At 63.1% G+C, this 25,509-nt stretch carries 19 protein-coding genes; 10 read left to right on the forward strand and 9 right to left on the reverse strand.

Features of this window, described 5'->3' with window-relative positions; translation table 11 throughout:
• Positions 1–186: 186 nt before the first annotated feature.
• Positions 187–1,347, forward strand: a complete 1,161-nt coding sequence (locus FB598_RS15475; RefSeq protein WP_141916109.1) for a serine protease — start codon at positions 187–189, stop codon at positions 1,345–1,347.
• 49 nt (positions 1,348–1,396) lie between these two features.
• Here FB598_RS15475 and FB598_RS15480 read toward each other — a convergent pair whose 3' ends face one another.
• Positions 1,397–3,073, reverse strand: coding sequence for an electron transfer flavoprotein-ubiquinone oxidoreductase (locus tag FB598_RS15480; protein ID WP_141916111.1), 1,677 nt, complete (start codon positions 3,071–3,073; stop codon positions 1,397–1,399).
• Positions 3,074–3,476: 403 nt separating this feature from the next.
• Between FB598_RS15480 and FB598_RS15485 the strand changes: the two genes are divergently transcribed.
• The 6 genes from FB598_RS15485 to FB598_RS15510 all read left to right on the forward strand — a co-directional run bounded on the left by FB598_RS15485 (position 3,477) and on the right by FB598_RS15510 (position 10,185).
• Complete coding sequence (locus tag FB598_RS15485) at positions 3,477–3,920, forward strand: thioesterase family protein (protein ID WP_141916113.1); 444 nt, start codon at positions 3,477–3,479, stop codon at positions 3,918–3,920.
• A gap of 141 nt (positions 3,921–4,061) precedes the next feature.
• Positions 4,062–5,213 carry an ABC transporter substrate-binding protein gene (locus tag FB598_RS15490; protein WP_141916116.1) on the forward strand — a complete coding sequence of 384 codons (1,152 nt, stop codon included), beginning with the start codon at positions 4,062–4,064 and terminating at the stop codon, positions 5,211–5,213.
• 215 nt (positions 5,214–5,428) lie between these two features.
• Positions 5,429–6,319 carry a branched-chain amino acid ABC transporter permease gene (locus FB598_RS15495; RefSeq protein WP_141916118.1) on the forward strand — a complete coding sequence of 297 codons (891 nt, stop codon included), beginning with the start codon at positions 5,429–5,431 and terminating at the stop codon, positions 6,317–6,319.
• Between the two features lie 4 nt (positions 6,320–6,323).
• Positions 6,324–8,300: an ATP-binding cassette domain-containing protein gene (locus tag FB598_RS15500; RefSeq protein WP_141916121.1), complete on the forward strand. Its 1,977-nt coding sequence runs from the start codon at positions 6,324–6,326 to the stop codon at positions 8,298–8,300.
• A gap of 2 nt (positions 8,301–8,302) precedes the next feature.
• Entirely contained in the window at positions 8,303–9,031 is a 729-nt protein-coding gene (locus FB598_RS15505; protein WP_141916123.1) for an ABC transporter ATP-binding protein, read from the forward strand.
• A 296-nt stretch (positions 9,032–9,327) separates the two neighbouring features.
• Positions 9,328–10,185, forward strand: coding sequence for an alpha/beta fold hydrolase (locus FB598_RS15510; protein ID WP_141916126.1), 858 nt, complete (start codon positions 9,328–9,330; stop codon positions 10,183–10,185).
• A 60-nt stretch (positions 10,186–10,245) separates the two neighbouring features.
• Here FB598_RS15510 and FB598_RS15515 read toward each other — a convergent pair whose 3' ends face one another.
• From FB598_RS15515 to FB598_RS15525, 3 genes are all read right to left on the reverse strand, one after another.
• On the reverse strand, positions 10,246–11,511 hold the full coding sequence (locus FB598_RS15515; RefSeq protein WP_141916129.1) for an MFS transporter: 1,266 nt from the start codon (positions 11,509–11,511) through the stop codon (positions 10,246–10,248).
• Positions 11,512–11,903: 392 nt separating this feature from the next.
• On the reverse strand, positions 11,904–13,127 hold the full coding sequence (locus tag FB598_RS15520; protein ID WP_141916132.1) for an ABC transporter substrate-binding protein: 1,224 nt from the start codon (positions 13,125–13,127) through the stop codon (positions 11,904–11,906).
• 96 nt (positions 13,128–13,223) lie between these two features.
• Positions 13,224–14,516 carry a hydroxymethylglutaryl-CoA reductase, degradative gene (locus FB598_RS15525; RefSeq protein ID WP_141916134.1) on the reverse strand — a complete coding sequence of 431 codons (1,293 nt, stop codon included), beginning with the start codon at positions 14,514–14,516 and terminating at the stop codon, positions 13,224–13,226.
• Between the two features lie 177 nt (positions 14,517–14,693).
• On the opposite strand from FB598_RS15525, the gene FB598_RS15530 reads away from it, so the two are divergent.
• On the forward strand, positions 14,694–16,136 hold the full coding sequence (locus FB598_RS15530) for a PLP-dependent aminotransferase family protein (protein ID WP_141916136.1): 1,443 nt from the start codon (positions 14,694–14,696) through the stop codon (positions 16,134–16,136).
• Between the two features lie 212 nt (positions 16,137–16,348).
• A complete protein-coding gene (locus FB598_RS15535; protein ID WP_141916138.1) occupies positions 16,349–17,965 on the forward strand; it encodes a methyl-accepting chemotaxis protein in 1,617 nt (538 codons plus the stop codon).
• Positions 17,966–18,028: 63 nt separating this feature from the next.
• Here the strand turns inward: FB598_RS15535 and FB598_RS15540 are convergent, their stop codons facing one another.
• The 5 genes from FB598_RS15540 to FB598_RS15560 all read right to left on the reverse strand — a co-directional run bounded on the left by FB598_RS15540 (position 18,029) and on the right by FB598_RS15560 (position 23,686).
• Positions 18,029–19,306 (reverse strand): serine hydrolase, encoded by a 1,278-nt coding sequence (locus FB598_RS15540; RefSeq protein WP_255464073.1) that lies wholly within the window; start codon positions 19,304–19,306, stop codon positions 18,029–18,031.
• A 385-nt stretch (positions 19,307–19,691) separates the two neighbouring features.
• Positions 19,692–21,185, reverse strand: coding sequence for an ATP-binding protein (locus FB598_RS15545; RefSeq protein ID WP_141916140.1), 1,494 nt, complete (start codon positions 21,183–21,185; stop codon positions 19,692–19,694).
• On the reverse strand, positions 21,172–21,858 hold the full coding sequence (locus FB598_RS15550; RefSeq protein WP_141917019.1) for a response regulator transcription factor: 687 nt from the start codon (positions 21,856–21,858) through the stop codon (positions 21,172–21,174). The genes FB598_RS15545 and FB598_RS15550 overlap by 14 nt, the downstream gene beginning before the upstream one ends.
• A gap of 4 nt (positions 21,859–21,862) precedes the next feature.
• Positions 21,863–22,666 (reverse strand): MipA/OmpV family protein, encoded by an 804-nt coding sequence (locus FB598_RS15555; protein ID WP_255464072.1) that lies wholly within the window; start codon positions 22,664–22,666, stop codon positions 21,863–21,865.
• Between the two features lie 111 nt (positions 22,667–22,777).
• On the reverse strand, positions 22,778–23,686 hold the full coding sequence (locus tag FB598_RS15560; RefSeq protein WP_141916143.1) for a LysR family transcriptional regulator: 909 nt from the start codon (positions 23,684–23,686) through the stop codon (positions 22,778–22,780).
• A 207-nt stretch (positions 23,687–23,893) separates the two neighbouring features.
• Here FB598_RS15560 and aceB point away from each other — a divergent pair, with 207 nt between their 5' ends.
• On the forward strand, positions 23,894–25,480 hold the full coding sequence (aceB, locus tag FB598_RS15565; RefSeq protein WP_141916146.1) for a malate synthase A: 1,587 nt from the start codon (positions 23,894–23,896) through the stop codon (positions 25,478–25,480).
• Positions 25,481–25,509 lie beyond the last annotated feature (29 nt).

Here is a 25,509-nt window from a genome sequence, read left to right on the forward strand (position 1 = left end):
TTCGGATGTGAATCGCTTTTTCGGCATGGTCTGACTCTCCTTTTCAATAGCATATGAAATTTCAAGTCGGACCAGTTTTTTCAGGTCAGGTCAAGACGACATAAGGCCGCGTACACCCGTTACGCAGATGACATTACATTTTCGTTCACTACTCGTAATTCCTTAAGTCTTCCTAAGAACATCTGCATGGAAGCGCCCGACGGTCGCGTAGTCATTGGCGCAGAATTAAACGACCTCATTACCGTTAAGCACAGCTTCGCGATTAACGCCGATAAAACTCGGCTATCCAATCGTGCTCGCCGAATGGAAGTGACAGGCTTGACCATTAATGAAAATCCAAACGTTCGACGCATATTCATTGACAGAATTCGCGGCGCATTGCGCGCGTGGGAGACGCATGGGTACAACGCCGCGCAGAGTGTATGGCAAGCCAAAGTTGCGAAATCCATACTCGCTCCTCATGAAAATAAAATCTGGAAGCGACAAACAAGAACAGGCAGCACGCCGCAACTTCGGAACTCCATTTGGGGGAAATTACTATATCTAAAGATGGTTCGCGGTGGGACTGACCCGTTATACAACCATCTGGCGGAGCGGTACAACGCAGTTGTAGAAATAGAGAAAAGCCTAGGCACATTCGTCGCCCCCAGGCTTCCAGTTGACCCCGTTGTTCGGGATGAGCGTGGTGCACGCAAAGCAGTATTTGTTGTGGAGTGGTTTGGCGATTTCGAGCTTAGCGCGACCGCTGCAGATGTAGTTTCAGGTCAGGGTACCGCATTCGCTTACCGCGAATCCAATCTTTTGATAACTTGCGATCATCTATTTGAAGCAACTGCCACTATCAAAGATAAATCCTACCCCGCAGACATTAATGCTCCGGAGATAAAGAATTTAGCGCTCTTCGCTATTCTTCCTGACATCCCCAAAAAAACGTGGCCTGTGAGGATTCTCTATCGGAATGCTTACGACGATATCGCCATACTGTGCTTCGAGGGTGAGCCACCTCCACACAAATACTTCAATCCAATGTCCGCTCCTATCACGCGGAATACAAATGGTATTTTGATGGGCTACCCAGCATATAAACAATGGAATCTTCCGGATTTCAATCGACAATCGGTTCTTAACCGATTCCTACCAGCGGCCGGTATGAGCAGCTTCACCATTACCGGTGCTGGCTCTATCAGACCAGGAAATAGTGGTGGCCCCTTTACGGACCTCGAATATCGAGTCGCTGGCATGGCACAACGTGGCTCGTATGAGGGCCGGGGGCATGACGCATGTTTATGCTTTGAAATCATCGATAAGCATCTACAGAAATGGAAGGCTTCCACCACGCTTAACTGAACGGCATTAACATCGGAGGTACGGTTTTTGTCCGTGTGGAAGCGACCGATTACATTCCCGAATAATTCGGCCCGCCGCCGCCCTCCGGCGTCACCCACACGATGTTCTGGGTCGGGTCCTTGATATCGCAGGTCTTGCAGTGCACGCAGTTCTGCGCATTGATCTGCAGGCGGTCGCTGTTGTCCTCATTCTTCACGAACTCGTACACCCCGGCCGGGCAATAGCGCGACTCGGGGCCGGCATACTGCGCCAGGTTGATCTGCACCGGCACGTTCTTGTCCTTCAAGGTCAAATGCGCCGGCTGGTCTTCGCCGTGGTTGGTGTTGGAAATGAACACCGACGACAGGCGGTCGAAGGTCAGCTTGCCGTCCGGTTTCGGATAGGCGATCGGGGCGTAGTTGGCGGCCGGTTTCAGGCATTCGTGGTCGGCATGCGCATGATGCATGGTCCATGGCGCCTTGCCGCCGAACAGCACCTGGTCGATGCCCACCAGCAGCGTTCCGGTCACCAATCCCTTGCTCATTGACGGCTTGAAGTTGCGCGCTTTGTGCAATTCCTCCTTCAGCCACGATTGCTCGAAGGCGGCCGGATAGGCGGCCAGCTCGTCGCCCTGGCGATTTTCGTTGAGGGCATTGAACGCGGCCTCGGCCGCCAGCATGCCGCTCTTGATCGCGGCATGGCTGCCCTTGATGCGCGAGGCGTTGAGGAAACCGGCCTCGCAGCCGATCAGGGCGCCGCCCGGGAACACCAGCTTGGGCAGCGACTGGAGGCCGCCGGCCGTGATGGCGCGCGCGCCATACGAGATGCGCTTGCCGCCTTCGAAGAACTTGCGGATTTCCGGATGGGTTTTATAGCGCTGGAATTCCTCGAACGGCGACAGGTACGGGTTCTGGTACGCCAGGCCCACCACATAGCCCACCGCCACCTGGTTGTTTTCCAGGTGGTACAGGAAGGAGCCGCCATAGGTATCGTTGGCCAGCGGCCAGCCGGCGGTGTGCACCACCAAGCCCGGCTGGTGCAGCTCGGGCTTGATCTCCCACAGTTCCTTGATGCCGATGGCATAGGTTTGCGGATCGCGGCCGGCATCGAGCCGGTACTTGGCAATCAGCTGCTTGCCCAGGTGGCCGCGCGCGCCTTCGGCGAAGAAGGTGTACTTCGCATGCAGTTCCATGCCCAGCTGGAATTCGGCGGTCGGTTCGCCTTCCTTGTTGATGCCCAGGTTGCCGGTGGCCACGCCCTTGACCGAGCCGTCCTCGTGGTAGAGCACTTCGGCTGCCGGGAAGCCGGCGAACACTTCCACCCCCAGGGCTTCGGCCTGCTGGCCCAGCCAGCGGGTGACGTTGGACAGCGAGACGACGTAGTTGCCGTGGTTCTGGAAACAGGCTGGCAGCAGCCAGGACGGTGTCTTGTAGGCTTTGCTGGCGGAGAGGAAAAGGAAACGGTCTTCGGTGACCGGGGTATTGAGCGGCGCGCCTTGCTCTTTCCAGTCGGGGATCAGCTCGGTCAATGCGCGCGGATCCATCACCGCGCCGGACAGGATATGGGCGCCGACCTCGCTGCCTTTTTCCAGCACGCACACCGACACCTCGCGGCCCTGTTGCGCGGCCAGCTGTTTCAGGCGGATCGCCGCCGACAGCCCGGCCGGACCGCCGCCGACGATCACCACGTCGTATTCCATCGCTTCGCGTGGGCCGTATTGTTCAAGCAAGTCTTGAGATGAAGTCATGAGTGTCCCGTAGTTTTATGAACCGCTTATTTTCGAACGATCGTGCTATTGTTAAGTATTTTTCGCCGGAACGCTAGTGGTAACTGGGGTTTTATGCGTTCCGCGAATGAAATTCCTGGCGTCGGCAGCGGCTTCGGAAGCTGCGCCGGATGTGTTTTTCGGCAATGCCGCGTATTTTATTGGATTTTGTATCCGTCACTCATACAGATATGGCGTGAGTTGATAACAGAATGTTATGCAATGCCGCCCGTGCGCGAAACAGCGGCGGCATGAGTGATCCGCAAGATGGTTCGCAATGATGCCGCAATGCAATATCGCGCCCTGTCCGGCATGCGCAGGATGGCATGCGCAGGATGAAAAGAATTTCACTGATCGATGAATCGAATAACAGAAAGGACCATGCATGAGCAGTCACGCCACCCCCGCTTCGGCCGGACAGGAATCCGGAAAGCTGTTGTATACCTCGAAACAGGACATCCGCTGGGGCGACATGGATGCCCTCGGCCACGTCAACAACACCGTCTATTTCCGCTTCATGGAGCAGTGCCGCATCGAGTGGCTGGATGCGGTCTGCGGCGCCATGACGGTCGCCGGCCAGGGGCCGGTGATCGTCAATGCGCACTGCAACTTCCGGCGCCAGATGAAATACCCGGCCAGCATCGCGGTGGAGATGCATGCGGGGCAGATGGGGCGCACGAGTGTGGAAACTACGTATGTCATCCGCGACGCCGGCAAGCCCGAGATCATTTATGCTGATGGCGCTGCAAAAATAGTTTGGGTCGATTTCGGAAAAGAAAAATCAACCGCGCTTCCCGACGCGCTGCGACAGCTCCTGACAGGGTTGTAAGCTTCGAGAAAGGAAACTGCGACAGAATCGGCCCGGACACTCCCGAGCGAGCCGCCAGAAGAGCGGGGGAGTGGTGAGGTTCCAAAGCGCTTAGCCCGCCAAAAGATGTGCTAGCCGACAATTAAATACCTGGAGGAAGACATGACATACAAGACTCAAGCCTTGGTAGCTGCCGCATTGATGACATTGGCAATGTCGTCGCAGGCCGCCGATCCCATCAAGATCGGCGTATCCGGTCCGTACACCGGCGGTTCCGCCCCCATGGGCGCTTCCATGCGCGACGGCGTCAAGCTGGCCGTGGCCGAAATCAACGCTCAGGGCGGCCTGTTGGGACGCCAGGTGCAACTGGTCGAGCGCGACGATGAAGCCAAGAACGAACGCGGCGTGCAGATCGCGCAGGAACTGATCAACAAGGAAAAGGTGGTCGCCACCGTCGGCTTCATCAACACCGGCGTGGCGCTGGCGTCGCAGCGCTTCTACCAGGAAGCCAAGATCCCCGTCATCAACAACGTCGCCACCGGCAGCGTGATCACCAAGCAGTTCGAGAAGGACAAGGACAACTACGTCTTCCGCACCTCGGCCTCCGACCAGATCCAGGCCAAGATGATCGCCGATGAAGCGGTCGACAAGCAGAAGTACACCAAGGTCGCGATCCTGGCCGACTCCACCAACTACGGCCAGCTCGGCCGCGAAGACCTGGAAAAGGTGCTGGCTGCCAAGAAGATCACCCCGGTGGCCGTCGAGAAGTACAACATCAAGGACGTCGACATGACCGCCCAGCTGCTGAAGTCGAAGCAGGGCGGCGCGCAAGTCGTGCTGACCTACGGCATCGGTCCGGAACTGGCGCAGATCGCCAACGGCATGGAAAAGCTGAACTGGCACGTGCCTATCATCGGCAGCTGGCCGCTGTCGATGGGCAACTTCATCGACAACTCCGGCAAGAACGGCAACGGCGCGCGCATGCCGCAGACCTTCATCCAGGACGGCAACACGCCCAAGCGCAAGGCGTTCATCGAGGCTTACCAAAAGGCCTACAAGGTTGACCGCATGCCTTCGGCCGTGTCGGCTGCCCAGGGTTACGACTCCATCCTGCTGCTGGCCGCCGCCATCAAGCAAGCCAACAGCACCGACGGCGAGAAGGTTCGCGCCGCGCTGGAAAACCTCAACACCAAGGTTGAAGGCGTGGTCACCACCTATGACAAGCCGTTCACCCATGACGACCACGAAGCCATCAAGCCGGCTACCGTCGTGATGGGCGAGGTCAAGAACGGCCGCGTCGTCCTCGGCAAATAAGACGCGACTGACGTTTTGCCTGCAGCGTTTTAAGTTTGAGGGCCAGTCCTTGCGATCCGGGGACTGGCCTTTTTCACACGATCTGCCAGTGGATTGGCAATAGTGCGGCGGCGCACGCGCCATTCCAGCCGTGCCGGCCGCACCGTCAGCGCTACCCGCACGATCCACGCAGTTCAACGCCGCCATCCGGCGGCAGCCGCTTCTTGGGAAACACAATGGATATCCTGCTACAGCTGGTTTTTTCCGGCATCGCATTAGGCATGATCTACGCGGTGATCGCATTCGGTTACCAACTGACCTTCGCCACCTCCGGCACGCTTAACTTCGGCCAGGGCGAAGCCCTGATGCTGGGCGCGCTGGTCGGCCTCTCCGTGGTCGGCAACATCCACGGCGGGCCTTACCTCAACTACTGGATGATGATCCCCATCGTCCTCATCTTCGGCGCCCTGCAAGGCATGTTCGTCGAATGGATAGGGGTGCGCCCGGCCATCAAGATCAAGTCCGAATTCGGCTGGATCATGTCCACCATCGCGCTGGCCATCATCTTCAAGAACGTTGCCGAAAACATCTGGGGCAAGGACGACCTGCCGTTCCCGTCGCCGATTTCCGGCACGCCGTTCCAGGTGTTCGGCGCCAATGTGCAGCCGATGCAAGTGCTGGTGGTGATCGGCGCGCTGCTGATCATGGCCGCGGTCGAACTGTTCAACCGCAAGTCCATCTACGGCAAGGCCGTGGTCGCCACCTCCAACGACCGCGACGCCGCCGGCCTCATGGGCATCAACACCCGCATGGTGATCACCTTCTCGTACGCGCTGTCGTCGGCCACGGCGGCATTTGCCGGCGTGCTGGTGGCGCCGCTCACGCTCACCGGCGCCACCATGGGCGCGGCGCTGGGGCTGAAGGCCTTTGCGGTGGCCATCATCGGCGGCCTGACCTCAGGCATGGGCGCCATCGTCGGCGGCCTGATCCTGGGCATCGCCGAGACCGTCACCGGTTTCTACATCTCCACCGGCTACAAGGAAGTGCCGGGGCTGCTGCTGCTGCTCCTGGTGCTGGCCGTCAAACCTGCAGGCCTGTTCGGCAAAACTGCGATCAAGAAGGTCTGAAGCGATGAACAAGAAAATCCTGCTGCTCTCGATACTCGGTATCGTCGCCCTCGCCGGCATTCCCCTGGTGGTGCACAACCCGTATTACCTGCACCTGATCGAAACCATCCTTATCTACGCCATCCTGCTGTTCGGGCTGGACATCGTGGTCGGCTACACCGGCCAGGTTTCGCTGGGCCACGCCGGCCTGTTCGGCATCGGCTCGTACACCGCCGGCGTGCTGTTCTTCAAGCTCGGCCTGCCGATCGTGCTGACGGTTCCGGCCGCCATCGCGGTCACCGCCGTGTTCGGCGCCATCCTCGCGCTGCCCGCGCTGCGCGTGACGGGGCCGTACCTGGCGATGGTCACGCTGGCGTTCGGCACCATCATCCAGATCCTGATCAATGAGATGACCTTCCTCACCGAAGGCCCGCTCGGCATCAAGGTCGCCAAGCCCTTCATCGGCGGCGAGAAGATGAGCGAAGTGCAATTCTTCTACCTGGTCGCCATCCTCACCGTCATCGCCATGGGCGTGGTGCACCGCATCCTCAAGTCCAACCTCGGGCGCGCCTTCCAGGCGCTGCGCGACAGTCCCATCGCATCGGACTGCATGGGCGTGTCGGTGTACCGCTACAAGGTCTATGCCTTCATCATCAGCGCCGCGCTGGCCGGCCTGTCGGGGGCGCTGTACGCGTATTCGGAAGAGTACATCTCGCCCAATACCTACAACTTCGAGCTGACCATCCTGTTCCTGCTGGCGGTCATCATGGGCGGGCGCAAGTCGCGCATCGGTTCGCTCATCGGCGCGCTGATCGTGGTCATGCTGCCCAGCCTGCTGTCGGACATCGAGCTGTTCCGCAAGATCGCCACGGTACTGGCCGTGGTGGTGGCGGTCGGCTCGGCCGCGTCGGTCGCGAAGAAGGTCAAGTCGCTGCGCGCGGTGTCCGTGCCGGTCATCGCCACGGTGATCATGGCCGCCTTTTCCTACAAGCTGGAGAACATCACCGACTGGCGCCTGACCATCTTCGGCCTGATGACGCTGTTCGTCGTCTACTACCTGCAAGACGGCATCGTCGGCTTCTGCCGCAGCCTGTTCGGCCGCATGCTGACCAAGAGCGTGCCGCTGGCGCAGCAGATCAGCGGCGACAAGGAACATGCCGTCATCACCACCGACTCGGTCAAGGACGACGGCGCCACGCTGTTGAAGGTCAACCAGATCCTGATGCAGTTCGGCGGCCTGAAGGCTCTCAACCGGGTCGACCTGGATGTGAAGAAGGGCACCGTGCACGGCCTGATCGGCCCCAACGGTTCAGGCAAGAGCACCATGATGAACGTGCTCACCGGCATCTATCGCCCCACCGATGGCGGCGTCGAATACGACGGCCGCCAGATCTCCGGCAACACGCCCTCGACCATCGCCCTGGGCGGCGTGGCGCGCACCTTCCAGAACGTGCAGCTGTTCGGTGAAATGACCGCCACCGAAAACGTGCTGGTGGGCCTGCACCACACCTTCAACAGCAACGTGGTCGACGTCATGGTCAACACCCCGCGCTATGCGCGCGAGGAACGCCAGGCGCGCGAACGCGCCGCCGCCATCCTGGAGTTCGTCGGCCTGGCCGACCTCGCCAACGAGGAAGCGCGCAACCTGCCTTACGGCAAGCAGCGCCTGCTGGAAATCGGTCGCGCGCTGGGGCTCAACCCCAGTCTCTTGCTGCTGGACGAACCGGCCGCCGGCCTGACCGCGCCCGACATCAAGGACCTGATCGCCATCATCCGCAAGATCCGCGAAGCCGGCATCACCATCATCCTGATCGAACACCATATGGATGTGGTCATGTCGATTTGCGACATCGTCACCGTGCTCGACTTCGGCCAGAAGATCGCCGAAGGCAAGCCGGCGCAAGTGCAGGCCGACCCGAAGGTGATCGAAGCCTATCTCGGCGGCGGCGCGGGCGATGCGTCCGACGGCCCCGACCACAAACCGACACCCGCAGGAGCCTGAACATGCTGACCATTTCCAACCTGCACGCCGCCTACGGCAAGGTCGAAGTGCTGCACGGCATTTCGCTCGACGTTCCCAAGGGCAAGGTGGTGACCCTGATCGGTTCCAACGGCGCCGGCAAGACCACCACCATGCGCGCCATCTCCGGCATGATCAAACCGAAGGCCGGCGAGGTCACGCTCGGCGGCAAGAACATCACCGGCCTGGACTCGCACAAGATCGCCCGCTTCGGCCTGGCGCACTCGCCCGAAGGCCGGCGCGTGTTCGCCACCATGAGCGTGACCGACAACCTGCTGTTGGGCGCCTTCCCGCGCTTCACCCGCGCGCGTCCCAAGGGCGACATCGCCCGCGACCTGGAGCGCGCGCTGGAACTGTTCCCGCGTCTCAAGGAACGCCAGACGCAACTGGCCGGCACGCTCTCCGGCGGCGAGCAGCAGATGCTGGCCATGGCGCGCGCGGTGATGCTCAACCCCGAAGTGATTTTGCTCGATGAACCGTCGATGGGCCTGGCGCCGATCCTGGTGGAAGAAGTCTTCCGCATCATTTCGCGCCTGAAGGAAGAGGGCGTGACCATGTTGCTGGTCGAGCAATTCGCCGCCGCGGCGCTCAATGTTGCGGATTACGGCTATGTATTGGAGAATGGCAAGATATCCGTACACGGGCCCGCCGACAAGCTGCAGAACGACCCGGCGGTGCAAGCCGCCTACCTGGGCGGCGGCGCGCATCACTGACGGCTCAATGCCATTGAGCATCGGCCGATGCGCTTTTCAGGATACGCCGGCTCGCACGTCGCTTAAGCGGATAGCGTGTCGGGTATATTAAGGGGGAGACATACCTCTTGAATGCTGATTAAGGCGCACCTTCGGGTGCGCCTTTTCTTTGCGCGCCCGGAATGGGCGGCCACCTTGATTCCGACTCTCGACTCCCGATCCCGGCGTAATGGCCCAATGGCGTTGTCATTTCAATGACAGCGACGAAGCGCGTTCAAGGGCACAATCCGGATTCACATCATGCGCAGGAGCCGCAAATGGCAATTCAAGGCAGGGCGGAGGCAAACCGGTCGGGCGCAACCATCCCGTCGAGGCACGATCGGCATGTGGTTATCGGCGGTCATCGGATCGCAGTCTCGACCTGGGGCGACGCGGCCGGCAAGGGCGGCATCCCCATCGTCTTTTTCCACGACTCTCTTGGCGCAATCGATCTGTGGCGCGATTTCCCGGCACAGCTGGCCGCGCATGCGGGGCATTCCGCCATGGCTTACGACCGGCTTGGATTCGGCCGCTCCGCTCCGAACCCGGGCACGCTCGGCCACGGCTTCATTCGCGATGAAGCCGGTGCGGCGCTGCTGCCGTTGATGGCGCATCTGGGCGCAGAGAAAGCCATCCTCTTCGGCCACAGTGTCGGCGGCGGGATGGCCATCGCCGCCGCCGCGCAATTCCCCGAGCGCATCGCCGCGGTGATCACCGAATCGGCCCAGGCCTTCGTCGAAGAGCGCACGCTGGATGGCATCCGCACCGCCAAGAAGAGCTTTGCCGATCCGGCGCAACTGGCGCGGCTGGCAAAGTACCACGGCAACGATTTGAAGAAAGCCCAGTGGGTGCTCGATGCCTGGACCGAAACCTGGCTGGCGCCGGCGTTCGCCGGCTGGTCATTGGAAGAGGATTTGCGCCAGCTGCAGTGCCCGGTGCTGGCCATGCACGGCGACCTGGACGAGTTCGGTTCCGAGCGGCACCCGAAGATGATCGCAGGCCTGCCGTCGGCGTTCGCGGGGCAGGGCGAATACGTGATGTTCGAAGGCTGCGGACATGTGCCGCATCGGGAGAAGCCGGAACTGGTGCTTCAAACCGTCATGGATTTCCTGAGTCGGCATTTTCCAGAAAAATGAAACAGGCGCAACGAAAAAGGCGGGCTTCATGCCCGCCTTTTTCGTTGGCGATGGAGAGGCTCAGGCCTTGCTCGCAGCAGCAGCGCGCGCCTGCACCTCCCGGTTCAGCCGCCACACCAGCGCCGACGCCGCCAGCGTGGTGCCGACGATCACATAACCCACCACATCGAAGTTGGCCAGGCGGCCGTCGGCGCCGAGCGTGACGATGTGGCCGGCCACGATCGAGGCGATGCCGCCCGACAGTTGCTGGATCGACGCGCTGATGGCGTTGAACGAGCCGCGCTGGTTGGGCGTGGGCACCGTCGACACCAGCGCCTGGAAGGGGATCATGCGCGAGAAGATCCCCAGGAACAGCACCGCGTTGACCACGATGATCACCGGCACCGTGACCGGGCCGAGGTGGGTATAGACCAGCACCATGACGATCGACAGGCTGGAGCCGAACAGGAACACGCGGAACTTGCCGACGCGGTCGGCGGCGCGGCCGATCAGCGGGCCGAAGCCGATGGTGCAGATGCCGGTGACCATGTACACCGTCGGCAGGTGGTGCAGGTCGATGCCAAGGTTGCCGACCAGGTAGGCGCTGGAGAATGGCATCAGCATGAAGCCGCCGGTCATCAGCAGCGCAGTGGTGGCGAAGGCGACCAGGTAGCGCGGTTCCGTCACGGTGTGGAACAGGTGCATCGAGGCGCTGTGTTCCTGCTTGAGCTTCAGGTGCTCGGCCACCGGCTGCATCTTCCACATCACGGCGATGCCGCCGAGCAGGCCCAGCGCCGCCATGGCGATGAAGGGCACATGCCAGTTCCAGCTGTTGGACAGGTACAGGCCGATCGGGATGCCCAGCACCTGGCTGGCGGCGAAGGCGGTCTGGATCAGGCCCATCACGCGGCCGCGCAGCTGCAGCGGGAACAGGTCGGTGGCGATGGCCAGCACGATGGAGCCGATCACGCCGCCGAACAGGCCGGTGACGATGCGCGCGGCCAACAGGCTTTCGAAGCTTTGCGCCAGCCCGCACCACAGCGTGCCGAGCACGAAGCCGGCGTAGAAGAACAGCAGCAGGCGCTTGCGGTCGAAGCGGTCGGCGAAACCGGCCGTCAGCAAGCCGGAGATGCCGGCCGAAAAGGCATAGGCCGATACCACCAGGCCGAACTGCTGGGCGCTGATCTTCATGTCGGGCATGATCATCGCGCCCAGCGGCGACATCAGCATGAAGTCGAGGATCACGGCGAACTGCAGGAAGGCCAGCAGGCCGACTACGATTTTCTGGTAAGGCGTGAATTTGCCGGGCGTGGATGCGACGGCGCTGGGGTTGTCTTTGTTATGCAAATCAGTTCCTTGGCTTTTTATTGGCTATTGGCGATGGCCGCGCGTGCGCGCCCATGCGGATGGCGTGGGCGGCAAGGATATTGCGTGCGCGTTTGCATGCCGGAGGCGGCAGCAATGAAGACGAAGCAGGGCCGGGAATATTGTGCCGGGGTCGTTGGAGGGACGGCGGACGAGCGGCAGCGGTGCGGCGGACAGCAAGATTATGCCTAAGTGGCGCGTTGCGCAAGCTCCAGATGCTGAAGAGAAGATGAAGCGAAGCTGACGACAGGCTGACGTGTGGAGACCTGTGTACGCGCCGGGGGAGGGGGCGTTCGCAAGATGCGGCCGTCCCGGCGCAGGCCGGGACGCGGAGGCGTTCCTCGTGCGCCGAAGAACGCCGGTTCAGGTTCGGCTTACTGCTTGAGCAAACTGCACTTCGACTCCGCCGCGCTGGTGAATGCCTGTTCGCCGGGGATGGTTTCCAGCAGCTTCAGGTAATCCCACGGCTTTTTCGATTCGGACGGCGACTTCACCTGGTACAGGTACATATCGTGGATGTTGCGGCCGTCGGCGCGGATGTAGCCCTTGTTGTAGAAATCGTCGATCTTCATTTTCTTGAGCTCGGCCATGACCTTGGTCGAGTCGTCGGTGCCGGTGGCGGCCACGGCCTTCAGGTAGGTGGTGGTCGCAGAATAGGCCGCGGCCTGGTGCGTGCTCGGCATCTTCTTCATCTTCTGGTAGAAGCGCTCGGCGAACTTGCGCGAGGGCTCGTCCTTGTCCCAGTACCAGCTGTCGGTCATCATCAGGCCTTCGGCATTGGCCAGGCCCAGCGCGTGGATGTCGTTGATCACCATCAGCAGGCCGACCAGTTTCATATTCTTGGTGACGCCGAATTCCTTGGCGGCCTTGATCGAGTTGACGGTGTCTTCGCCGGCGTTGGCCAGCCCCAGGATCTGCGCCTTGGAAGCCTGGGCCTGCAACATGAAGGACGACAGGTCGGAGGAGAACGGCGGATGCTTGACCGAACCCACCACCGTGCCGCCGTTGGCCTTGACCACGGCGCTGGTGTCGTTGGCCAGCGAGTGGCCGAAGGCGTAGTCGGCCACCAGGAAGAACCAGCTCTTGCCGCCTTGCTTGATCACGGCCTGGCCGGTGCCCTTGGCCAGCGCCACGGTGTCGTATTCGTAGTGCACGGTGTAGGGCGTGCATTCTTCGTTGGTCAGGCGCGCGGTGCCGGCGCCGATGTTGATGTAGACGCGCTTTTTCTCCGCCATCACCTTGTTCATCGACAGCGCGGTGGCCGAGTTGACGCCGCCGACCAGCATGTCCAGGCCGCGCTCGTCGGCCCATTCGCGCGCGCGGGTGGCGGCGATATCGGCCTTGTTCTGGTGGTCGGCCGACATGATTTCGATCGGCTTGCCCAGCACCTTGCCGCCGTAGTCGGCGACCGCCATGCGGATCGCTTCCAGGCCGCCGGCGCCGTCGGTGTCGGCATAGGGGCCGGACATGTCTGTGATGAAGCCGATGCGCACCGCATCGTTGGATACCTGCGCCTGAGCGGCGCTACAGGCCGCGGCCGCGGCGAGCGTGCAAGCCAGCAGGCGCAGCGATTTGGCGCGTGGGATGGACTGGTTCATGGTGCTGTCTCCTTGGGTTTTTATCGGCCGCCTTGGGGCGGCTCGTGGGTGATGCCTCGTGTTGGCTTGCCTGGTTGGCTGGCTTCATTGGCAGGCTTATGGCCCGCGCTTTTGCGCCAGCAGTTGCGCCGCATAGTCGACGCGCACATCGTGCCTGGCCACCATCTGCTGTACCAGCCAATCCATCTCTTCCGGCCTGGCGCCGGCCGCCAGCGCGATATTGCGCGCATGCAGCGCCATGTGGCCGCGCTGGATGCCTTCGGTGGCCAGCGCGCGCAGCGCCGCCATGTTCTGCGCCAGGCCCACGGCCACGGCCACCTCGGCCAGCTCTTGCGCGCTTTGCACCTTGAGGATCTTCAGCGCCGCGCGCGCGGCCGGATGGGTCTTGGTGGCGCCGCCCACCAGGCCCACCGGCATCGGGATTTCCAGCGTGCCGACCAGGTCGCCGTCGGCGGCGATTTCCCAGTGCGTCAGCGACGTGTAGTGGCCGTTGCGGCTGGCGTAGGCATGGGCGCCGGCTTCCACCGCGCGCCAGTCGTTGCCGGTGGCGACGATCACCGGATCGATGCCGTTCATGATGCCCTTGTTGTGTGTGGCCGCGCGATAGGGATCGACGGCGGCGAACTCATAGGCGTCGACGATGCCGTTGATCACTTCCTCGCCGCTGTACCGTTCCGTGCCCAGCACCTTGGCCGAGACTTTCACGTGCGCCCGCGCCAGGCGCAGGTCGGCCAGGTTGGAGAGGATGCGCAGGCGCACCTTGCCGCCGGTCACTTTCTCGATATGCGGGGCCACTGCCTCGGCCATGGTGTTGACGGTATTGGCGCCCATCGCGTCGCGCACGTCGACGATCAGGTGGGTGACCACCATGGCGCCGCGCCGGGTGTTCGGGAAGACATGCACCTCGATGTCGCGGCAGCCGCCGCCGAGCTTGTTCAACAACTGGTCGCGGCTGTTGGCGATGTCGATGATGGCCTGGCGTTCCTTGAGGATGGCCAGGCGCGCGCCGTGCGGATCGCTGATGCCGATCAGCTGGATCTGGGCGCGCATCAGCGGCGCGCTGCTGGAGGTCTGGAAGCCGCCGCATTCGCGGATCAGCTTGGCCATGAAGGAGGCGGCGGCCACCACCGAAGGCTCTTCCACCGCCATCGGCACCAGCACATCGCGCCCGTTCAACTGGAAATAACCGGCCACGCCCAGCGGCAGCTGGAAGGTGCCGACCACGTTCTCGATCATGCCGTCGGCGGTGGCCAGCGGCAGCGCGCCGGCGTCGGACAGCAGCGCCTGGTCGGCGGCGTCGAGGCCGGCCAGGCGGGCTACTTCGGCCAGGCGCTGTTCAGGCGCAAGGGAACGGAAGCCGGGCAGGCGGGAATCGGTGGCGGTACTCATGGGTGTGCGTCTCTCTTGATGTTTTTCGCTGGAGCGGGAAGGTCGCGGGGCGGCCGGATTTGGAGCAGAATACCAGTGTGTACCAATTTTCATGGGTACAGTCAGGGCCAACAGTGTTGCAACTGTACCCAGGACAATCGCTTTGCGGCGCAACAAGAAAAACCACCGGAACAGACCATGGTCACAGAAAACCGCAGCGCCCGCACCTTGACCGGCAAGCTGGTGCAACTGATCCGCCAGCAGATCGTGGAGGGAATCTATCCGCCCGGCAGCCGCCTGCCGTCGATCCGCGAGATGGCGGCACGGCACGACTGCGCCAAGAACACCATCGTCAATGTCTTCGACGAACTTACCGCGCTGGGCGTGGCCGAACCGCGCCGCGGTTCCGGCTTCTTCGTTTGCGCGGCGCCGCCGCCGGTCAAGGAGGATGACGAGGGTTCGCTGAGCCGGGCGATGGATGTGGTGTGGCTCATGCGCGAGCAGCTGAAGAGCGATCCAGGCCACCTGCGCCTGGGCGACGGGTTCCCGCCGGTGGATTGGCTGAACGATGTGCGCCTGGACAAGTTCCACCAGAAAGTGGTGCGCACCGGCATCGGCGCGCTGTTCGGCTACGGCAGCCGCTTCGGCTACCTGCCGCTGCGCCAGCACCTGTCGCACAAGCTGGCGCAGCATGGCATCGAGGCTGCCGCCGGGCAGATCGTGCTGACCCACGGCGCCAACCAGGCGCTGGATATCGTGATCCGCAATTTCATCCGTCCCGGCGACCGCGTGCTGGTCGATGAGCCGGGCTACTACATGTTGTACGGCAAACTGAAATTGTCCGGCGCGCGCATCGTCGGCATTCCGCGCCTGGCCGATGGGCCGGATGTGGAGGCGCTGGCGCGCGAACTGAAGCAGCCGGGCAAGCCGCCGCTGTTCTTCACGCAATCGCTGGCGCACAATCCGACCGCCTCCGACACCTCGCCGCACAAGGCGCACACGATCCTGCAACTGGCCGACCGCTACAACGCCATCATCGTCGAAAACGATGCCTTCGCCGACTTCAAGCCGGCCACTGCCGCGCGCATCTCGACGCTGGACCAGTTGCGCCGCACGATCTATATCGGCAGCTTCTCCAAATCGGTATCGGCGGCGTTGCGGGTGGGCTTCATCGCCTGCCACCGCGATCTCGCCAGCGACCTGGCCGACATCAAGATGCTGGTGCATGTTTCCAGTTCCGAATACTGCGAGCGCACGCTGGATGTGATCCTCTCCGACGGCCACTTCAGCCGCCACACCGCGCGCCTGCGCGACCGTCTCACGCAGGCCACCGAGCATGCCATCCACCTGCTGCAACAGCTCGGCGCGGAACTGTTCTGCACGCCGCAGCAATCGATGTACCTGTGGGCGCGCTTTGCGCAGTTCGACGATGCCAAGCAATTGGCGAAAGGGCTGATGGCGCGCAATATCGTGCTGGCGCCGGGCAGCATCTTCCGTCTCGATACCGAGGAAACGGTGGCCTGGTCGCGCTTTAATGTGGGCTTGCTCGGGGATGAGCGCTTCCTGCGCGCGATGCCTGAATTGCTGGGCCAATACGAAGGCCGGGAGCTTGGCAAAATTTCAATCAATCCCGCCGCATGAACATATTGTCGCCGCCGGGGCGACCTGTTTGCGAAGTGGCGGTGCAATCCGCGCTTGTTCTTCGCTTAGCCTTCTTGTTCCTGCGCAGGCGGCATGCCATAGTGCAACGTTGCCGCAAGGATCTTTGCCTGCGGCAAACAATAGAAAAAACAACAGCATCCAGATAACTGAAAATAACGCAGGCATCAGCGCCGGCATGTGGGACGGAAGACATGAATATCCTCGGTAACATGAAAATCGGGAAGCGCCTCATGGCAGGTTTTTCCCTTATCCTCGTTTTCTCCATCGTCATCGCCGGCATCGGCGTCTGGCGTCTCCAGAACGTATCGGCCGCCACGCGCGAGATGATGAACGTGCCGCTGATGAAGGAGCGGATGATCGCCGACTGGTATGCCAACCTCGCCAGCGGCATCCGCCGCACTATCGCCATCGCCAAGAGCAACGATCCCGCCCTGGGGCCGTATTTCGCCGAGGAGGCGGCGGCATCGTCCAAGAGTTCTGGCGAGTACCAGAAGAAGGTCGAGGCGCTGCTCAGTTCGCCCCAGGAACAGGAACTGTTCCGGAAGATCGGCCAATACCGCAAGGAGTACCTGTCATCGCGCGACGAGATCAACAAGGCCAAGGCCGCCGGCGACGTGGATGAGGCGACGCGCATCCTCGACAAGGTGTTCGTGCCGGCCTCGACGGCCTACCAGGACACCATGCGCCAGCTGGTGGAATTGCAGCGCCAGGCAATCGACGATAGCGCCAAGGAGATCGATGCCATTGCCGACAAGAGCCGTATCCTGATCATGGCGCTGGAAGGCCTGATCCTGCTGCTGGGCATCATCTGCGCCCGTTTCCTGACGCTGGGCATCACCCGTCCGCTGAATACGGCCGTCAACATCTCGCGCCGCGTGGCCGAAGGCGACCTCTCCGGCGACGTCTCGGTGCAGTCCAGGGACGAAACCGGCCAGCTGCTGCAGTCGCTCAAGGACATGAACCACAGCCTGCGCGGTATCGTCAGCAACGTACGTAGCGGCACCGATACGATCACCACCGCGTCGGCCGAAATAGCGGCGGGCAACCTCGACCTGTCCTCGCGCACCGAAGAGCAGGCCAGCTCGCTGGAAGAAACCGCCTCGGCCATGGAAGAACTGATCTCCACCGTGCGCCAGAACGCCGACAATGCGCGCCAGGCCAGCCAGTTGGCGGTGTCCGCCTCGGCCGTGGCGGAGCAGGGCGGCGGCGTGGTGAGCCAGGTGGTCGATACCATGGGCGCGATCAACGAATCCTCGAAGAAGATCGTCGACATCATCGGCGTGATCGATGGCATCGCCTTCCAGACCAACATCCTGGCGTTGAACGCGGCGGTGGAGGCGGCGCGCGCCGGCGAGCAGGGGCGTGGCTTCGCAGTGGTGGCGTCGGAAGTGCGTTCGCTGGCGCAACGTTCGGCCGCCGCGGCCAAGGAAATCAAGGAACTGATCAACGACTCGGTAGAAAAGGTCGGCAACGGCAGCCGCCTGGTCGAGCAGGCCGGCGCCACCATGCACGAGGTCGTCAACAGCGTGCGGCGGGTGACCGATATCGTGTCCGAGATCAGCGCCGCCAGCGCCGAGCAGACCAACGGCATCGAGCAGGTCAACCACGCCATCACGCAGATGGACCAGGTCACGCAACAGAACGCGGCGCTGGTGGAACAGGCCGCGGCGGCGGCAGCTTCGATGCAGAACCAGGCCGATACGCTGGCGCGGCTGGTCAGCGTGTTTACGCTGCATCCGGGCGAACAGCCGGCGCGGCGCGAGATCGATATCACGCCGACGGCGACGCAACTGGAGGCCCGGCATTGAGCCAGGCCAGCCAGGCTGGCCTGGCGTAACAAGCGCGAGCGTTATGGTGCGCCGGCGCCGGCGTCACCAATTGCCATAAGTCCCCACGATTCCACGCAGCAAGGCATCGCGCTCCAAACCGAAGTGATTGCCGCTGGCATCGCCGGAGGCATCCTTGCCGACGCCGGTATGCACCACCACCAGCTTCAGGTCGGGATCGACGAAGATGGCCTGGCCGTAAATGCCCAGCAAGGCGAAACGGCGATGGCTGCCCGGCATGATCCAGGTTTGCAGGCCGTAGCCGAAGTAGGTGCTGCCATGGCTGTCGGCCATGTAGCCGGGGCGGAAAGCCTGCGGCTGGCGCGAGGCGTCGGTCATGTCCAGCAGGTGCTCGCGGCTGAGCACCGCCTGTCCGCGCACCATGCCGTCGGCGGCCAGCATCATGCCCAGGCGGGCATAGTCGTGGACTGTCGCATTGAAACCGCCGGCGGCGCGCGCGACCGAATCGACCGGATTGAGCAGCCAGGACGATGCCGCCTGTGCGCCGATCGGTTTCCATATCTTGTCGCCGATCCAGGCGCACAGCGTTTGCCCGGTCGCGGCCTCCAAGACCAGCCCCAGCACGGAAGTCTGCGCGCCCTCGTAGTTGAAATGCTCGCCCTCGGGATAGGCGCGCTCGGTGATGCCTTGCGCCGCCTGCAGCGTGCCCTGCTTGCGCATCACCGTGCCGAAGCGCGCCTGGTCGTCATGACCAGAATAGTCCTCCACAAAGCGCGCGCCGGAAGCCATCCGCATCAGGTTGACGATGCGTGTGCCGCCATACAGCGTGCCGGCCAGCGCCGGCACGTAATCCTGCGCACGGTCGTCGAGCGAACGGATGCGCCCCTCTTCCAGCGCTTTCATGATGCCCAGCGCAACGATGGTCTTGGCCATGGAATTGGAGAGCATGCGCATTTGCGCGGTGCGTCCGTAGTTGTAGCGTTCGGCGACGATGCGCCCATCCTTGATCACGACCACAGCTGTGGCGCGCTGGTGCTGCATGTAATCGTCCAGCGTGTAAAAGCCGCCGCGGAAACGGTAATAGAACTTGGTCTGGTTCGCGGCCGTTTCCAATGGCAGCGGGTTATCCGACGGCGCCTGCTCGCATGAGGGGCCGATACTGTCCATCCCGCTGAAGGAGCCGACCATGTAACGTTGCTGATAAGCCTGCGCCAGGTTGGCGCCGACCGGATAGCCGGCATCGCGGCCCAGCGCCTCTTCATCCGGCGCGGCGCTGGCGGCAGCCGCTGCCAATAGCGCAGGCAGGACGTATCCCAGCAGCACAATCCTGCGCCGGGTCTGTTTGCTTTTCTTCCCGTTCAACGATGCCCCCTTCTTTTTATGATTGGCTGATTGCAGATAATGGCAAGGCCGGCTGACAAACGTCTGACATTGGCGCCGGATGTAAAAATGGCGCCCGCTGCGGGCTGAGGCGGTTCAGTTAAGGCTAATTCTGAAGCACTCATCACCTGGCCCGTTCGGGCTGAGTAGTCCCGCCAGGGCCGTATCGAAGCCAGCGTATCAGCGTGCCAGCGTCAGCGGTCTTGCCTGCCCTTCGATACGCTGCTGCGCAGCTACTCAGGGCGAACGGGGTCAGGGCTGCACAAACAAAAATGCCGTTCAGCGCTTAACTGAACGGCATTACCCGCTGCGGGCGCCATTTTTTCTTGCCTGAAAATGCCAGGCGATGTCATCGACTCGGCTTGCTTCAGGGCGGAAGGGGACCGCCTGTGCGGCCAAGGGCCGGATGCGGCGCGGCGCCGGCATCGCTCATGGATGGCGCTGCGGATGGCGTTGTGGCCGTTATTGTCATCGTCGTTGTCGCCTCCGGCTGGAAGCGCAATTCGAATATTGCGCCCGGATGGGCATTGCCGGCTTCCAGGCGCCAGCCATGCGTCTTGGCGATTTCGGCGCAGATCGACAGGCCCAGGCCGGCGCCTTCGTCGCGCCGGTGCGGCCCGCGCCAGAAACGTTCGAACAGGTGCGGCATGGCTTCGGGCGCAATCCCGGGGCCTTCGTCGCGCACCGAGAGGCTGGAACGGTCGGCATGGACGCTGACGATGCCGCCGGGCTCGGAGTGGCAGATCGCGTTTTCCAGCAGGTTCTTCACCAGCACCGACAGGGCGCCGGCATCGGCGCGGATGGGCTCGCCGGAGCCGGCCGCGGCGGAGACGATGTGTACCTGCCGTTGCTGCGCCAGCCTTGCCAGTTGCGCGCAGGCTTGCGCCAGCACGTCGGCGGGATGGGTGTCGACCATCGCATAGTTGTGCGGTTCGCAGGCTTCGGCCAGGTGCAGCAGCTGATGCACATGGCGCGCCATCTGGTCGATGTCCTGCAGCAGCATGCGGCGGTCGCCAAGGTCGCCCAGCTCGATCTGGCCGCGCATCAGCGCCAGCGGCGTCTTCAGTTCGTGGGCGGCGGTGGCGAGGAATTCGCGCTGGCGGCGGTAGCCTTCTTCGACCCGGTCCAGCGCCAGGTTGAAGGCGCCGAACAGCGGCGCCAGTTCGCGCGGCACGCCCTCCAGCGACAGTCGGGTCGAGAGGTTGTCGGGATGGATGTCGGCGGCAGCCGCGGCGGCTTGGCGCAGCGGCTTGAGCAGGTAGTGCAGGGTGATCACCACGACCAGCGAGAACAGCGCCATGCCGACGATGGCGGCAATGACGGTGAGCGAGCGCACGCGCTGGGTGTTGTTGTCCAGCGCGATGCGCTGCAGCCGCTCGCTGCGCATGACCTGCACATACATCGGGCGGCCCTGGTGTTCGAAGGCCTGGGTGATGACCTGCAGCTTCTCGCCGTCCTGCGCCAGGTTCAGGCGCTGGCGTCCGGGCTCGAAGACGCCGCCCGGCAGCGTATAGGCCGATGGGGCGCCGTCGGACGCCAGCAGCACCGCGCCGTGCTCGTCCAGCACGCGATAGACGCAATCCTTCCGCAGCACTTCGTAGGCGGTTTCCATTCGGTTGCCGAGGATGACCTTGTAGGGCCGGCCGTCGGCATCGAAACGCAGGCCGTCGATGACGCGCTTGACGTTGGTTTCCAGGGCGCGGTTCATCACCAGTTCAGGACCCCAGCGCAGCACGGCGGCAATGGTGCCGACCACGGCGGCGCCGGCCAGCGCCAGCACGATGGCGGTCACGCCCAGCAGGCGCAGCGACAGGCTGCGCGCGCGCGGCGGGCAGGCGCAACGGGCTTCAGGCGCTGCCATGGGTGTGCTTCAAGGCGTAGCCCAACCCGCGCTGGTTGGCGATCTGCAACTGCGAGTCGATGCCGTTGAGTTTGCGTCGCAGGCGGTGCAGCGCCACATCGAGCGCATTGGGCGTGACCGGTTCGGCGATGCCCCAGGCGGCCGCTTCCAGCGCCGTGCGCCTTACCGTGGCGCCGGCCGCGCGCACCAGCATGAGCATCAGTTGCAGTTCGGCCCCCGATAGCGAGATCGATTCTTCGCCGCAGGCCATGCGGCTTTCCACCGGATCGAGGCGTATATCGCCATGTGCGGGTGCCAGGGCTTGCTGGCGCGGCGGGCGGCGCATCAGGGCGCGCACGCGCGCTACCAGTTCTTCCATCGAAAAGGGTTTGGGCAGGTAGTCGTCGGCGCCGGCCTCCAGTCCGGCGATACGGTCGTGCAGGGCATCGCGCGCGGTCAGCATCAGGCAGGGCGTGTCGACCTGGCGCGCGCGCAGGCGACGCACCAGTTCCAGGCCGTCGCCGTCGGGCAGGTTGCGGTCCACCACCAGCGCCGGGTAGCTGATGTGCGAGAGCCCCAGCGAGGCTTGCGAGATCGACGCGTAGACGTCGGTCTCGATGCCTGCCGCCGCAAGCGCCTTGACCACCAGCGCAGCCATGCGCTCGTGGTCTTCCAGCAAGGCGATGCGGTTCATCATGTCAGAAACGGTACAGGTAGCCGGCGCGCACGCCGGCCGCGCTGGAGCGGTCGACCAGCGGGCTGTCGGTGATGCCGCTGCCGTAGCGGGTCACATGCACGTCGAGGAACAGCGACTGCGACGGCGTCAGGTTGTAGCCGGTGCGCAGGCCGCCCACCAGGTTGGCGGTCGAGCTGCCCTGGTAGGCCGCGCGCTGGGCGGTGGCCTCGTTTTGCCGCACGCCGAAGTAATAGTCCACGTAGTCGCTGCTCATCCAGTTGATCCCGAGATAGGGTGCCAGCGTGAAGCTGCCGGCCTTGAATTGGTGTTCGGCACGCAGTTTGAGGGTTTGGCCGCCGCTGTTGCCGGAGGCGTCGGCCAGCCATTCCAGCGAGAGATCGGCGTACGGGTTGCGCCAGGCCGCATGGGCGCCGAGCCAGAAGCTGCCCTTGCGCTTTTCCATGCCGTTGAGGATGGGCGCGTCGCTGCCGTCATAGCCATCGTCGGCGTACTTGGCGCGCAAGGCGAAACCGACCGGCCCGAGCGCACCCAGCTTGAAGTCGGCGGTGGTGCCGATGAACTGGAAATAGCGGCTATTGTACATAACCAGGGGCAGTGCCCGCGTCTTGTTGCCGTAGCCGCGATAAGGGCTTTGCTCGGTGCCGACGGCCGCGCCCAGCGCCCACTGGGTGGCTTGCGGATCCTGCTGCGATGAAGCGGATGGGGGGGCGGGCGAAGGGGCGCTTTCCTGGGCATGGGCGGCTTGCAGCATCAGGGCGGCGAGGACGCCGCTCAGCAGGGAAAGGCGGAAAGGCAGGGCTGGCATGGTGAAGACTCCGTTTCGGAATGGGGGGAAATGACAGCGGATCATGTTCCAGGGAGTCTTACCGGATACTTACTTGCATTGCAGCATTGGTGGCATGGCCGCCCGGTCTTGTCAGCCGGACCGTTTCCAGTAGTCCGGCTGCGCATAGGCATGCCGCAAAAAGTCGACAAAGGCGCGGATGCGCAGCGGCAGGTGGCGGCGCTGGGCGAACACGGCGTAGATGGACGGGGCGGGGGCGGCAAACTTGTCGAGCACCGTGACCAGTTCGCCGGCCTCGATGGCGGCGCCGACTTCCCACATCGAGCGCCAGGCCAGGCCTTTGCCGTTGAGCGCCCAGTTGTGCAGCACCTCGCCGTCGTTGCAGACCATGTTGCCGCCTACCTTGAACACGCTGACCTTGCCGGATTGCTTGAGCGTCCAGCCGCGCTGGCTGCCTTCGCTGCTGATGGCCAGGCAATTGTGGCGCGCCAGCTCGTCCGGCGTTTGCGGCGTGCCGTGGCGGCGCAGGTAGGAAGGGGCGGCGACGATCACGCGGTGGTTGTCGGCCAGCTTGACGCTGACCAGGTTGGAGTCGGTCAGGGTGGCGATGCGGATGGCCACGTCGATGCCTTCGCCGATGACGTCGGCAATGCGGTCGTTGAGGTTCAAGGTGAGCGTGACATCGCGGTGCTCGGCCAGGAAGGACGGCACCAGCGGTGCTACGTGCTGGCGGCCGAAGCCGGCCGGGGCCGAGATCAGCAGGTCGCCGCTGGCGCGCGCGCTGCGTTCGGAGACCGCCGATTCGGCGTCTTCCAGGTCGGCCAGGATGCGCTGGCAATCTTCCAGGAAGGCGGCGCCTTCGTTGGTCAGCACGATCTTGCGCGTCGTGCGTTGCAGCAGCTTGACGCCCAGCCGTTCTTCCAGCGCGTCGAGCCGGCGGCCGATCATGGCGGGGGCGATGCCTTCGGCGCGGGCCGCCGCCGACAGGCTGCCCTTGGCGATGACGTCGACGAAGGTGGAGATCTGCTTGAACTGGTCCATGGCGGGGCCTCAAAACGGGGTACCGCGATTATCGGTTCACTTGTGACTAAAACGCAAAGATAAATTGATAAAACGTTCCACTCATATCGATTTGGTTTAAATATACTGCGTACATAATATTCCTGATGCAATGCAGCTAAAGGGCTGCCCATCAGGCACAATCAAACACGATTCGAACGTTTTTCTTTTCTTTTTGAGGAGTCCAGCATGACGCAATTGAAGCTGCCCGCCGGCATGGAAATTTCCGGTGCAATCAAGCCGGGTTACGAGAACATCCTGACCTTCGAAGCCCTGTCGCTGGTCGCCAAGCTGTCGCGCGCCTTCGAAGGCCGCCGCCAGGAGCTGCTGGCCGCGCGCGTGGAGCGCGTCAAGCGCCTGGACGCCGGCGAGCGTCCGGACTTCCTGAAGGAAACCGAATCCGTCCGCAACGGCGACTGGAAGATCGCCCCGATTCCCGAAGCGCTGAAGTGCCGCCGCGTGGAAATCACCGGCCCGGTCGAGCGCAAGATGGTCATCAACGCCTTCAACTCGGGCGCCGACAGCTACATGACCGACTTCGAGGATTCCAACTCGCCGGTGTGGGACAACCAGATCAGCGGCCAGATCAACCTGTTCGACGCCATCCGCCGCACCATCTCGCTGGAGTCCAACGGCAAGAGCTACAAACTCAACGACAAGATCGCCACGCTGGTGGTGCGTCCGCGCGGCTGGCACCTGGACGAGAAGCACGTCACCATCGACGGCAAGCGCATCTCCGGCGGCATCTTCGACTTCGCGCTGTTCCTGTTCCACAACGCCAAGGAACAACTGGCGCGCGGCGCCGGCCCGTACTTCTACCTGCCGAAGATGGAGTCGCACCTGGAAGCGCGCCTGTGGAACGACATCTTCGTGATGGCGCAAAACGAGATCGGCCTGCCGCAAGGCACCATCAAGGCCACCGTGCTGATCGAGACCATCACCGCCGCCTTCGAGATGGACGAGATCCTGTACGAACTGCGCGAACACAGCGCGGGCCTCAACGCCGGCCGCTGGGACTATATCTTCTCCTGCATCAAGAAGTTCAAGAACGACAAGGACTTCTGCCTGGCCGATCGCGCCAAGGTCACCATGACCTCGCCGTTCATGCGCGCCTATGCGCTGCTGCTGCTGAAGACCTGCCACAAGCGCGGCGCTCCGGCCATCGGCGGCATGAGCGCGCTGATCCCGATCAAGAACGATCCGGAAAAGAACGCCATCGCCATGCAGGGCATCATCAACGACAAGCGCCGCGACGCCACCGACGGCTACGACGGCGGCTGGGTGGCGCACCCGGGCCTGGTCGAAGCCTCGATGAAGGAGTTCGTGGCGGTGCTGGGCGACAAGCCCAACCAGTTCGAGAAGCAGCGTCCGGACGTCGACGTCAAGGCGGCCGACCTGCTGAACTTCCAGCCGGAGACCCCGATCACCGAAGCCGGCCTGCGTTACAACATCAACGTCGGCATCCACTACCTGGGCGCCTGGCTGGCCGGCAACGGCTGCGTGCCGATCCACAACCTGATGGAAGACGCGGCCACCGCAGAAATCAGCCGCGCGCAGGTGTGGCAGTGGATTCGCAGCGCCAAGGGCAACCTGGAAGACGGCCGCAAGGTCACCGCCGACATGGTGCGCGCGATGATCCCGGAAGAACTGGCCAAGGTGAAGGAAGTCGCCGGCAACGGCCCGACCTACGACCGCGCCGCCAAGATCTTCGAAGAGATGTCGACCTCGGCGACCTTCGCCGAATTCCTGACGCTGCCGCTGTACGAGGAAATCTGAGCGTTGTGATGCGGTGCCGGCTGCGGCCG

The organism is Herbaspirillum sp. SJZ106 (assembly GCF_006715495.1).
GTDB lineage: Bacteria > Pseudomonadota > Gammaproteobacteria > Burkholderiales > Burkholderiaceae_D > Herbaspirillum.

Excerpts from the sequence above, each read along its gene's own strand:
- FB598_RS15475 (WP_141916109.1), top strand. The coding sequence starts at position 187 with ATGGAAGCGCCCGACGGTCGCGTAGTCATTGGCGCAGAATTAAACGAC.
- FB598_RS15480 (WP_141916111.1), bottom strand. The coding sequence starts at position 3,073 with ATGACTTCATCTCAAGACTTGCTTGAACAATACGGCCCACGCGAAGCG.
- FB598_RS15485 (WP_141916113.1), top strand. The coding sequence starts at position 3,477 with ATGAGCAGTCACGCCACCCCCGCTTCGGCCGGACAGGAATCCGGAAAG.
- FB598_RS15490 (WP_141916116.1), top strand. The coding sequence starts at position 4,062 with ATGACATACAAGACTCAAGCCTTGGTAGCTGCCGCATTGATGACATTG.
- FB598_RS15495 (WP_141916118.1), top strand. The coding sequence starts at position 5,429 with ATGGATATCCTGCTACAGCTGGTTTTTTCCGGCATCGCATTAGGCATG.
- FB598_RS15500 (WP_141916121.1), top strand. The coding sequence starts at position 6,324 with ATGAACAAGAAAATCCTGCTGCTCTCGATACTCGGTATCGTCGCCCTC.
- FB598_RS15505 (WP_141916123.1), top strand. The coding sequence starts at position 8,303 with ATGCTGACCATTTCCAACCTGCACGCCGCCTACGGCAAGGTCGAAGTG.
- FB598_RS15510 (WP_141916126.1), top strand. The coding sequence starts at position 9,328 with ATGGCAATTCAAGGCAGGGCGGAGGCAAACCGGTCGGGCGCAACCATC.
- FB598_RS15520 (WP_141916132.1), bottom strand. The coding sequence starts at position 13,127 with ATGAACCAGTCCATCCCACGCGCCAAATCGCTGCGCCTGCTGGCTTGC.
- FB598_RS15525 (WP_141916134.1), bottom strand. The coding sequence starts at position 14,516 with ATGAGTACCGCCACCGATTCCCGCCTGCCCGGCTTCCGTTCCCTTGCG.
- FB598_RS15530 (WP_141916136.1), top strand. The coding sequence starts at position 14,694 with ATGGTCACAGAAAACCGCAGCGCCCGCACCTTGACCGGCAAGCTGGTG.
- FB598_RS15535 (WP_141916138.1), top strand. The coding sequence starts at position 16,349 with ATGAATATCCTCGGTAACATGAAAATCGGGAAGCGCCTCATGGCAGGT.
- FB598_RS15545 (WP_141916140.1), bottom strand. The coding sequence starts at position 21,185 with ATGGCAGCGCCTGAAGCCCGTTGCGCCTGCCCGCCGCGCGCGCGCAGC.
- FB598_RS15550 (WP_141917019.1), bottom strand. The coding sequence starts at position 21,858 with ATGAACCGCATCGCCTTGCTGGAAGACCACGAGCGCATGGCTGCGCTG.
- FB598_RS15555 (WP_255464072.1), bottom strand. The coding sequence starts at position 22,666 with ATGCCAGCCCTGCCTTTCCGCCTTTCCCTGCTGAGCGGCGTCCTCGCC.
- FB598_RS15560 (WP_141916143.1), bottom strand. The coding sequence starts at position 23,686 with ATGGACCAGTTCAAGCAGATCTCCACCTTCGTCGACGTCATCGCCAAG.
- aceB (WP_141916146.1), top strand. The coding sequence starts at position 23,894 with ATGACGCAATTGAAGCTGCCCGCCGGCATGGAAATTTCCGGTGCAATC.